This is a genomic window from Desulfobaccales bacterium, assembly GCA_041648175.1.
Classification (GTDB): Bacteria; Desulfobacterota; Desulfobaccia; order Desulfobaccales; family 0-14-0-80-60-11; genus 0-14-0-80-60-11.
Genome location: JBAZPO010000001.1, coordinates 227,866 through 239,739, shown reverse-complemented (window position 1 = coordinate 239,739; position 11,874 = coordinate 227,866). Strand labels below are relative to the sequence as shown.

2 protein-coding genes are annotated in these 11,874 nt (G+C 57.9%); one reads left to right on the top strand and one right to left on the bottom strand.

Annotated features, from left to right (window positions below; all coding sequences use genetic code 11):
• The first annotated feature begins 16 nt into the window (after positions 1–16).
• The gene (gene treY, locus WC600_01110; GenBank protein ID MFA4901321.1) at positions 17–2,833 is read left to right on the top strand and encodes a malto-oligosyltrehalose synthase; all 2,817 of its coding nucleotides are present in this window, start codon (positions 17–19) and stop codon (positions 2,831–2,833) included.
• Positions 2,834–2,887: 54 nt separating this feature from the next.
• On the opposite strand, the gene WC600_01105 is transcribed toward treY, so the two are convergent.
• A complete protein-coding gene (locus tag WC600_01105) occupies positions 2,888–11,614 on the bottom strand; it encodes a glucoamylase family protein (protein MFA4901320.1) in 8,727 nt (2,908 codons plus the stop codon).
• Between the last annotated feature and the right edge of the window lie 260 nt (positions 11,615–11,874).

The window sequence follows — 11,874 nt, the reverse complement described above, 5'->3', positions numbered from 1 at the left end:
GACCGGGAAGTCTCTCATGAATATGCCAACCGCGACCTATCGGATTCAGTTCAATCCGGCCTTCGGCTTTCAGGCCGCGCAGCCGGTCATTTCCTATCTGGCGGACCTGGGTATATCCGACCTGTACGCTTCTCCCATATTCAAAGCCGTCAAGGGCAGCACCCACGGCTATGACGTGGTTGATCCCAATCAGCTGAATCCTGAGTTGGGAGGGCTCTCCGACTTGGAGGCACTGGCCGAGGAGCTCAAAGCGCACAACATGGGGTGGATTCAGGATATTGTCCCGAATCATATGGCGATGGATTCGGACAATCGGCTGCTGATGGATATTTTGGAGAATGGTTCCAGCTCCAGGTACTTTCAGTTTTTCGACGTGGATTGGGATTATCCGGCCGCCAGCCTCAACAAGAGAATTCTGGCGCCCTTTCTTGGCTGGTTCTATGGGGAGTGTCTCGAAGCTGGAGAGATCGCTCTCCAATACGGCCCGGATGGCTTCAAGGTGGCTTACTACAACCTCGCATTCCCCTTACGAATCGAATCGTATCTCAATCTTTTTAAGAACTTGCCCCGGTTAAAAAGGCAACTTGCCGAAGACAATCCCGACTTCATCAAACTTTTAGGCATCCTCTATGTCTTGAAGTCGCTCTCTTCGAGCGATGAGCCGGAAGAGCGCCATAACCAGATAAAATTCATCCAACACACTTTGTGGGAAGCCTACAACAGCAACCCCGTAATTAAGGCATTTGTTGATGAAAACGTGCGGACCTTCAATGGTGCAAAGGGGAGGGCCGAGAGTTTTAATTTGCTTGATGACCTCCTTGCCCAACAAGTCTTCAGGCTGTCATTTTGGAAAGTGGCCGCGGAAGAAATAAATTATCGCCGCTTTTTTTGTGTGAATGGTCTCATCTCACTCAGAGTGGAAGACGAGCACGTTCTAACCTACACGCACGGCCTGATTTTCGATCTGATTACCAAACGCGTGGTCACCGGTTTAAGAATTGATCATGTTGATGGGCTGTACGATCCGGCCAGCTATCTGCAAAAAGTGCGAGAAAAAGCCCCGGCAACCTATATAGTCGTTGAAAAAATCCTCAATCTTCAGGAAGACCTGCCACCTGCTTGGCCGGTCCAGGGAACCACTGGCTATGATTTTACCAATTATGTCAATGAGTTGTTTTGCCAAAAGGAAAATGCGCGAGCCTTTAGCAGGATCTATGCCAGTGTAACCGGCTTAAAGAATTCTTATGAAGATGTCGTGCACGACAACAAAAAGCTGATAATTCAGGAAGATATGGCGAGCGACGTCCACAACCTTGCCCAGCTCTTGAAGAAGATCTCCAGCCGGGACCGCCATGGCAGCGACATAACTCTCACGGCGCTGCAAAGAGCCTTGACCGGAGTCCTGGCAGTATTTCCCGTCTACCGGACCCACATTAGCCAGGTTTTGGTCTCGGACGACGACCGGAAATACATTTTGGCCGCGGTGGACCGGGCCAGAGCCAATTTTCCCGCCCTGTTGCATGGATTTACGTTCGTACGCCGATTCCTGCTCCTGGACTTTCCCGATTATGTTTCTGAGGAAGAGAAGCGAGACTGGCTCCACTTTGCCATGAGGTTTCAGCAACTTTCCGGTCCGGTAATGGCAAAGGGAGTCGAAGATACCACCCATTATGTATACAACCGGCTCTTGTCCCTCAATGAGGTCGGTGGACGGCCGGATCACTTCGGTTGCTCCCTTGAAGAATTCCACCACTTCAACACGAAGAAAAGAGAGTTGTGGCCGGATTCCTTAAACGCGACCTCGACTCACGATACCAAAAGAGGCGAAGACGCGCGCGCCAGAATAAATGTCTTGTCCGAGATGCCGGCCGAGTGGCTAAAAAATCTCCGGACCTGGATCAAGATAAACCGGGGCAAAAAAAAACGCCTACGCCGCTTAGCCGTTCCGGATAGAAACGACGAGTATTTTTTATACCAGACGCTGATTGGCGCCTGGCCATTTTCCGATGCCGAGTATCCTGAGTTCATTGAAAGGATTAAAAGCTATATTGTCAAAGCGGTCCGGGAAGCCAAAGTCCATACCGCCTGGTTGCAACCCGACACTGAGTATGAAAACGCTTACATCTCATTCGCTGAGAAAATCCTGGCCCGCTCAAAAACCAACGCCTTTCTGAAAGAATTTATCCCGTTTTGCCGGAGAGTTTCGCACTACGGGATACTCAACTCACTCTCGCAGACCCTGATCAAGATTACATCACCCGGGGTACCTGATTTTTATCAGGGATCTGAACTATGGGACCTGAGCCTGGTGGACCCTGATAATCGCCGGCCGGTAGATTTTGACAAAAGGCGCGCCATGCTGGCTGACATCCGGGAACAGGATGAGGCCGATATTGGCCGACTGGCCCAAGATCTCCTTGCCACGAAAGATGATGGGAGGATTAAACTCTTTCTCATTTATCGGGCGCTCAAAGCGAAGAAAGCCCATCGAGAGCTCTTCCGTTCCGGCGCTTATCTTCCCCTTGAGTCGGCGGGAAGATTCAGGAGCCATGTCATCGCCTTTGCCTGGAGGTATCAGCGGCAATGGGCCCTGGTCATTGCTCCAAGGTTTCTCAGCCACCTGGTTCAAAAGGAAGATTTTCCTCTGGGAAGACAAGTATGGCAGGATACAGAGGTGATAATGCCTAACGGGGCACCTGCTGCCTGGCGAAATGTTATCACGAGCGAGGTACTTTCTGCGGGCAAGGCAATGCCTGTCGGAGATATATTACTCAGTTTTCCCGTGGCGTTGCTCATGGGCGAAGGCAAGAAAGGGTATATGCAAACCACTTGAGTGGTACCGGCCCGCCGGTGTCCCAGGCTTGTCGGCCCACTGCATCACTCAATTCTACGTTTGGCTGCCCACCACGGATATGTGTACCTCGACAGAGTGTTCCTGATGGTCGTCAACCAGGGGAATAGTGTTATCGGGCTGTTCGGCGCCATCACAGGTCACGCGCGTCTCGCCATTCTCGGCTGGCTGGCGCTGGACAATGATGTGGTAGACCGTCTCCCGATAACGGTAGTGCATCGTGAAGCCCGGCCAATCCGCCGGGAGGCACGGCGTGAACCGCAGCTTGTCCACCTCCAGGCTCAGTCCCAGCAGCGATTCCACGATAAGCCGGTACATCCAGCCGGCAGACCCCGTGTACCACGTCCAACCGCCACGACCATTGTGAGGCGAGAGCGCATAGACGTCGGCCGCAACGACGTAGGGTTCTACTTTGTAGATGGCAATCTCCTCGGGAGATTTCCCATGGTTCACCGGGTTGATCATGGCCAGAAGATCCCACGCGCGCACCCTGTCGCCCAAGGCCGCGAAGGCCATCGCCGCCCAGATCGCCGCGTGAGTGTATTGCCCGCCGTTCTCTCTCACCCCGGGGACGTACCCTTTGATATAGCCGGGATTCAAATCCGACTTGTCAAACGGTGGCTCCAGGAGTTGGATGAGCGCCTGCTCCCGGCGAACGAGGCGTTGATCTACGGCTCCCATGGCCAGGCGCGCCCGCGCCGCATCCCCCGCACCGGATAGCACGGACCAGCTCTGCGAAATCGAATCGATCCGGCACTCGGGGTTGAGTGTCGATCCCAGCGGTGAGCCGTCGTCAAAGTAGGCGCGGCGATACCATTCGCCGTCCCAGCCATGCTCCTCGAGATTGCGGCGCAGCCTGGCCGCCTCCCTGGTACAACGCTCAACGAAGGCCACATCACCCTGCGCACGGGCCACCTCGGTGAACCGCGTGAGCACTTCATAAAGGAAAAAACCCAACCAGACGCTTTCGCCTTGGCCGTGTGCCCCCACCAGGTTCATGCCGTCATTCCAGTCGCCGGAGCCCATGAGCGGCAAGCCGTGCTCACCAAATCTGAGACCCCTCAGGATCGCCCGCACACAGTGGTCATACAAACTGGCCGCTTCTTGAGACCGGTTGGGCAGATCGTAATACGAGTCCTCCTCGGCGTTTACCGGGCGGCCCTGGACAAAGTGGACAGGCTCAGCCAACACACCGGTGTCACCGGTATTCTGGACGTAGCGGCACGTCGCCAACGGCAGCCAGAGGTAATCATCGGAGCAATGGGTACGAACGCCCCGGCCCAAGGGGGGGTGCCACCAATGCTGGACATCTCCTTCCGTAAACTGGCGGGAGGCGCACATGAGCAAGTGCTCGCGCACCAGGTGCGGCTCGGCGTAAATAAGCGCCATTACGTCCTGCAACTGATCGCGGAAACCGAAGGCGCCCCCCGACTGGTAGTAGCCGCTGCGCGCCCAAACGCGACACGCCAGAGTCTGGTATAACAGCCAGCCGTTCGTGAGCACGTTGAGGGACTGGTCGGGTGTTTCCACCTGCACGGCACCGAGCGTATGATTCCAGAACTGCCACACCGCATCGAGGGCGTCGCGCGCCGCGGTTGGGCCTCGAAAGCGCTGCACGAGGTCCCTGGCGTCATCGACGTCTCGCCCGACGCCGAGCGTGAAAACGATCTCACGCTCTTGCCCGGGAGCCAATTCGAAAGGAACCTGCAGCGCGGCACAGGGGTCCAAACCCGCTCCGACCTTTCCAGAAAGCCGCAATCGGGACAGAGCGGCAGGACTGCGCCGCGTGCCGTTACGTCCCAGGAATTCAGTCCGATCGCCGGTTAAAGTCCGGATCGTAGCGTCCACCTTGAAGAAGGCAACTCGATCGGTGAACTCCGTGTTATAGGGGTTGCGCGCCAAGAGCGCGCCGCTATTCGGATCAACTTCAGTGAAAACGTGCAGGGCGGATTTCGCCCGCTGTTCCCCCAGAACCCATTCTACGTAGCCCGTAGCGGAGAGGCGGCGCTCCCGGCCTGACACGTTCCGCACTTTGAGCACCGTGAACTTGATCGGTGCATCCAGGGCCACGTAAACCCACATCTCTGAGCTGATACCGTCCTCGGTATGCTCGAAAACGCTGTAGCCGAAGCCGTGGCGGCTGGCGTAAGGGAGCGCGCCGCGGCTGGGCAGCGGCATGGGGGACCAGAAGTGGCCAGTCTCCTCGTCACGAAGGTAAAAGGCTTCTCCGCTCGCATCGCTCACGGGATCGTTCCCCCAGGGAGTGAGGCGAAACTCGTGAGCATTCTCGCTCCAGGTATAGGCTTGGCCGCTCTCTGAGATGACGGTGCCGAAGTGTGGGTTGGCCAGTACATTTACCCATGGCGCTGGAGTCAACTTCTGGTCCATGGCCGTAATGACATATTCGCGTCCGTCAGGGGTGAATCCGCCCAGCCCGTTGAAAAACATCAGATCGCCGCGGGACGCCTCAGCCGTACTCGGGGGTTCGACGCGGTAGGTCCGGGTCGGCGTCAGGGGTGGTACGGTCACTTCCAGCCGGCCCCGACGGTCGAGCTGATCCTCCAGCGGCCCCCGGCTATCGGTGATGATGGCGCGAGCCACCGTTTGGAACAGAATGCGGTCTTCCTCCGATATCTGTTCTCCAGGTCTTACGAAAATGCCGCCTGGCCGGTCTATCTCGCTGGCTTCGACCCCGGCGGCAATGAGTCCCATGATCTGGTCGTGGAGAACCTGACGGTATCCTGCGTGATCTTCGTTCCAGATCATCAGATCCACTGCCAATCCCTTTAAACGCCAGTACGCATGGGCCTGGATGAGTTGGCGCACCAGATCGACATTGGCCGGATCTTCAATCTGCAGCAGCACGATAGGCAAATCGCCGGAAACAGAATAGCCCCAAAGACCGGATTGCCCGCGGCGGTTCTTGATGAGGATGCTCGGGTCAGCTCGCAACGAATCATTGGCGTAGATTACCGAACTCGCCAGGCGGCAATAGAGCTGTGCGTCGGCCTCTGAGGCATTGATTTGCCGCAGGGCTACCTGGTTATGCGTCCAGGCCAGATCAAAGACCCGGTCCGCCAGACGCCGATCATGGTATTTCTCCACCAGGCCCAAGCACGCCTCGCGAGTTTCGCCGATGCCGGAGACCACATTGACCGTTACCGATTCCCCCGGATCGAACGCTAGCCGATACCGGATGGCGACAATCGGGTCCAGCACTGAGCCCTCGCTGCCCGAGAGCGCCGCTGGACCGTGCATCGCCTGTGGATCGGCGATGGTCCTGCCGCGGCCAATGAACTGCATGCGGTCGGTCTCGTAGGAAATCTCGCCAATCTCCCCCCCGTGCACCGCCATCAGATGAAACATCCAGAGCGCCTGCTCGTCAAGGGAGCGGGGCCTCCGGGTGCAGAGGATCGCCTGCCGGTTGCGAATAATCTCGGACTGAACAAAGAGATTGCTGAACGCTGGATGCAATGCCTCCGCGGCAGGCGGAGCCAGGACCACTTCCGCGTAGCTCGTTACGTCAATCTCTCTGCGGGTCCGAGCGCGATTGGTAATGGTGATGCGACGCAACTCGATATCGTCTTCCGACGAGACCACGATCTCCGTATAGGCGTCAAAGTCTTGTGCGCGGCAGCGGAACTCAGCTCGCCCTTCCGAGAAAATCGTCTCAAAATTTCCAGATTGTTTGAGGGCTGGTTGATAAGTGGTGGACCAGAATTCTCCACTCGTCACGTCGCGGAGATAACAAAAGGTTCCCCAGTTGTCACAGGTACTATCTTCACGCCAGCGGGTGACGGCGATATCCTTCCAGCGACTGTAACCGCCGCCAGCGTTGGTGAGCATCACATGATATCTGCCATTCGACAACAACTGCACTTCTGGTATCGGCGTATCCGGACTGTTGAAAACTCGCACCGGTGTCTCCGGAACACTGGAAGTCGGTTGCGAACCGGTGATTTCGTCGGCGTGCACATAAAACGTCGTGGCTTTGGGAATGCGTTCTTGGAGCAACAACATGGTGGCCTGGAACAAAGGGTCAGACTCAAAGCGCTTCTGCATCGGCCGGTCCAGGAGCAGATAGGCCAGGGAGAGAAAGCTCATTGCCTGGTGATGGGCCATGAAGGACCGAACCACGGCGCTCGATTGGCCGCGGGGCAGGCGTGAAGGCGTATAGTCGATCGCTTCATAGAAGCCAAATTTTCCCTCAAACCCTGCAACGGTCAGGTGCTCGAGATTCGCGCAGGCCGCCTCGGGGGCCACCATCAGCGCCAGCGCTGAGGCATATGGGGCAATGACCAGGTCCTCGGCCAGTCCGCGCTTGAGTCCCAAGCCGGGCACGCCAAAGGCGCGGTACTGGTAGTTAAGATGAATATCGATGGCATTGTAACCGGATTCTGAAATGCCCCACGGCACACCGCGCGTCTTGCCATACTCGATCTGTCTCTCCACCGCCACCTTACAGGTCTGGTCAAGCAACGTGTTTTCGTAGGTCGGCATCACCAGGAGCGGCATAAGGTATTCGAACATCGACCCGCTCCACGACAGGAGAAGCGATTCTCCCCCGACGCTCGTGAGGAGACGTCCCAGGGCAAACCAGCTCTCCTGTGGCAACTTTCCTTGAGCAATCGCCACGAAAGTGGGAAGCCTCGCTTCTGAAGCCAGCAGATCGTAGTAACTTGAGTCCAGCCGACGCTCGCTCACGTTATAGCCGATAGCCATTAAATGACGCGTCTTGTCGAACAGAAAATCATACTCCATACGGGCGAGTTCGCTTGATTGCCGGGCCAGCCGTTCGATAGCCGCAATCCTGGTTGCGGCGCGCTGGCTCGCCTTTGTGATGAGCCGTTGCAGCTTATCAAACCGGGCGCATTCCTCGGGCGTTACCGCCAAAGCGAGCTGAGGTGCGATGGCCGGCAGTAGATCCACCTCAAGGTTGGCCAATTGGCGTAGCGTCGGAATCTCGCCTATACTCTGGAACTGGCTAAGTCTATCGAGAGAAGCCGGCAATAAGGTCCACGGTGCGAGAAAGGTCAACTCATCTAGGGCATCCCGGCACTGCCGAAACAGGCTCTGCGCCCACCACCGCAATTGGCTCTCGGGATCGGCGTCGAGGCTGCGGACCAGATCCTCGGCGGACGTCGCCAGCCGGTCGAGGCACAGCCGCGTCGCCGCCAGCGTGGTTGGCCGGGAATTGACTGCGGACGTCAGATCCTTCTGAAGTTGGGCCAGCGGGGCCAGAGTGGCTCCTCCCGCCGTGTCCACGATAATCCCTAGCGTGTGACTCAGTCCGTCAAACCAGCGCGCCCCCAGGATTTGATGATCGGGAAGTGCGAGCAGACCGGCCCGCAAGGTCAGCAGATGGCCCGCCAGGTTGCCACTGTCCACGGTCGAAATGTAGATGGGCAACAGTGGCTGCAGAGACTGTGTGTCGTACCAGTTGTAGAAGTGGCCGCGGTGCCGCTCCAGAGCTGCCATCGTGTGGAGTGCATTCTCCGTGCGTTCGACGAGTCGTCCGGCTGAAATGTAGCCGAAGTCGTAGGCGGCTAAATTCGCCAGGAGCGCCAGTCCCATGTTGGTCGGCGAGGTGCGGTGGGCGACCGTGGCCACGGGATGCTCCTGATAGTTATCCGGGGGTAACCAATGATCTTCCGGGCCGACAAAGGTCTCGAAGAACGCCCAGGTTTTGCGGGAAATCTTCTGAAGGAAACGGGTCTGATCGGCCGTCAATCTGGCGGTGCGGCGAGTGAGCGGTCGACTGATCCACCAGGCGATAGCCGGGGAGGCAAACCAGAGGCCCAGGATAGGCCCAGCCACCGATAACGCGTCCGGCTGCGACAACGCCAGGTAAATCGCCGCGGCTAAAGCGATAAGAGGGGCGATCCACATCGCCTGAAAGGAGGCCACCAGGTCAGAGCGGCGAGGGCGTTCCTGATCGCCCGACGGATTCCATTCGAGAAGTCGCTTGTGGGTAATCAGTATCCGGACGCCCGTGCGGATGATTGCATCCAGACTGAAAAATACCTCATAGGGGAGGCATACGAGCGTAAAGGCAGCCTGAGCGAAGTGTCGACCAGCCGAGCGACCCAGCCCAGTGAGGTGCTGGCCCAAAAGCATATCGCCCGGCTTCTGGACCATTTCTAGCAGAGAGGCAAACAAAGAAGGAATAAAGATGAGGCCGAGCACCGACACAGTCCAAAACCAGGCTGATGACAAGACCGTCCAGCCCAGGAGCAACAGGAGCGTCAGCGCCCCGGACACAAGACTACGGCGCAGGTTGTCGAAGATCTTCCATCGGGATAGCCCCGAGAGCGGATTCTTCTGAAGGTCTAAGCCAGGGCCGGGAACACCCGGCAGTAGCCACCGGGCAACGTGCCAATCTCCGCGAATCCAACGGTGTCGGCGGCTCACATCGGCGCTATAGCGAGAGGGGTATTCCTCGTATAACTGGACATCACTCAACAGCCCGGTCCGGGCGTAGCACCCTTCCAGAAGATCGTGGCTGAGAATCCGGTTTTCGGGGAAACGTCCGTTGAGCGCCTGCCCGAACGCCTCGACTTCATAGATGCCCTTGCCGATGAACGAGCCTTCCTGGAACAGATCCTGGTAAACATCGGAGACGGCTTGCGTATACGGATCGATGCCCGGATCGCTCCCCCAAAGTCGCGCATACCGGGACCGGTTCGTGCCGGGCAGGCTCACGGCCACCCGTGGCTGCAGGATGCCATACCCCTCACAGACCCGCTGCTTGTCCTCGTCGAACCGCGGCCGGTTCAAGGGGTGCGCCATGGCACCCACCAGTTGCCACGCCGAGTCGCGAGGCAGTTGTGTATCGGTATCCAGAGTGATCACGTACTTCATGTCCGATAAGACTGCTATCGTGCCGACGACGAGTGAGAAGCACTCCCTGGCGCCGCCGCGCAACAAGGCATTAAGGTCCGCGAGCTTGCCGCGCTTGCGCTCGTAACCCATCCAAATCCGCTCGCGCGGATTAAAGCGACGCGGGCGATGAAAGAGGAAGAAGATATCGCCTTTGCTGCTCGGGTATTTTTCATTCAACGCTTCAATGCCCTGCCGGGCCAGATCCACCAGCGCCTCGTCCTCCGGCAGCGCCTCTGCGGGCGCATCCCGAAAATCAGTCAGCAGGCCGAAGTGCAGGTTCTCGTCCCGATTTGCCAGGAACCGGACTTCCAGCGCTTCGATCAGAGCCGCGATGTTCTGAGGGCTCGTGAGCATAGTGGGGACCACCACGAGGGCACTAAATTCCAGCGGAATTCCTGCGGAGAAGTCCAGACGCGGCAGGGGCTGGGGCGTCACTAGCAACGTCACCAGCCAGTTTACCAGAGCTATCGCCAGATGACTGGCGCCCAGAAGCGAGAGGATCACGATCAGCCCGAGTATCCAGCCGGATAGCCCATCGGCCTGGGCCTTCGCCAGAAAAACACCGGTAATGCTTGCCGTAACCAGCATGATCGTGCCGACATATAGCAGCAAAGGAAACCGGCTGGTCACTCTGCTGAGCGCCCTCAACGGGGAGCGGTGCAGTTTCACCGCCCGCTCGAGTTGTGCCAATCCCTTATCGATCAGGTAAAAGCCGACATGTGCCGTGCGGTCGCCACCGCCTTTGCTGGTCGCGCCTTCGTGGGTCAATTGGATCGCTTCGCGCGCCACCTGGCTTTCGGAGTGGCGGACCCTCTTGGCAATCTCCTCGACGACATGACGGTAGCGGTCACGGGTGGGAAAATCCATTTTGCTGTAGACGCCAGCAGGATCCTGACGCAGGATCTGCTCGACTACACTCAGCGTCTCGACGAAAACACGCCAATCCATCGCCCCCAAGGAACGGAGGCTGCCGATGCTGTTGCTCATGGAGACCTGATCGGCGGCCTGTTGTTGGTTCTCCGACTGCACCAACTCCTTGCTCGTCCACCCGGATTCGGCAAGTCGCTGCTCGATCCAGGTGAGCGGCAATGCCAGGTCGGGCCCCTGCCCCTGCAGCCGGCGCGTTAGTTCCGCCACAAAGGAGCTCACCATCGGCGGATTCGACCGCGCCATATCTGCGATCACCAGAATCAGGCTCTTCGGGTCTTGCGCAGCGATCTCCGTCATCTGGTCCGCCCAATAGTCAGCGAGGTTTCGGTCGATCCTGTCGGTGGCAATCCGGGCCGCAACGCGTCGGAGATTCTCGATCAGAGCGATGCGGAGCATGATAGGGATGGCCCATAATTCACCCAACTTCAGGGCTGTGATGGTCTGGTAGGCGGCAATGAAACTGTTGAGACCTTCCGGATCCACCCGGCCATCGCCGTGGGAGATCGTCTCCAACGCCAGGTCATACACCCGCGGGAGCCCAGCCGATGGGCCGCTCAGCAAGCGCGGTAGCTCTCGGCTGTAACCTTTGGGCAAATGCCTCTTGGCTGTGCGAATCTGCTCTTCGATTAGATAAAAGTTGTCGAGCAGCCATTCCCCCGCCGGGGTAATCCGGCGGTTTGCCTTGACCGCCTCAATCAGCAGGTTGCGAACTTCAATGAGGACGGCCTTATTCTCAGCCAGTCGCTTCAGCAGCCGGCCCTGAGGACGTCCCGGGCTCAACTGGTGCGAGACCGCCAATGTCTTGCCATGCTGTTCCATCCGATCGGCGCTGAATAACTCCGATCGCAGTGGGGGCTCGTCAACGGCGTATCTTCGCCCCCAGCCGCCTCCCGGTAGATAGGACCTCAGGCGAAGCAAGGGCTCACGAATGGTCTTGCTGCTCACCGCCATCCTTGAGATCTCCTTTTTATCTGAGCTATTCGGCCGACTAAACCGAAATATGACGAAAGACTTTTGATTTGTGTTGAAAAGCGGTAAATAGGAATCCCTAAGACTAGGCCAGGGATACTTCTTTGGTTGATCGGGCGGGTCGCTAAAAAAGGCTGACGTCCGGATCTATGAGGAGATGGGGTTAGCTTCCCCCCTGCTGCTCGGTTACGGAGCTTGGTTGCACACCTCTTCCATCTACCACTACCCGGTTGAGATCCCAG

What these genes read in the sequence shown, in the direction of transcription:
- treY (MFA4901321.1), top strand. Translation starts at nt 17, where the DNA reads ATGAATATGCCAACCGCGACCTATCGGATTCAGTTCAATCCGGCCTTC.
- WC600_01105 (MFA4901320.1), bottom strand. Translation starts at nt 11,614, where the DNA reads ATGGCGGTGAGCAGCAAGACCATTCGTGAGCCCTTGCTTCGCCTGAGG.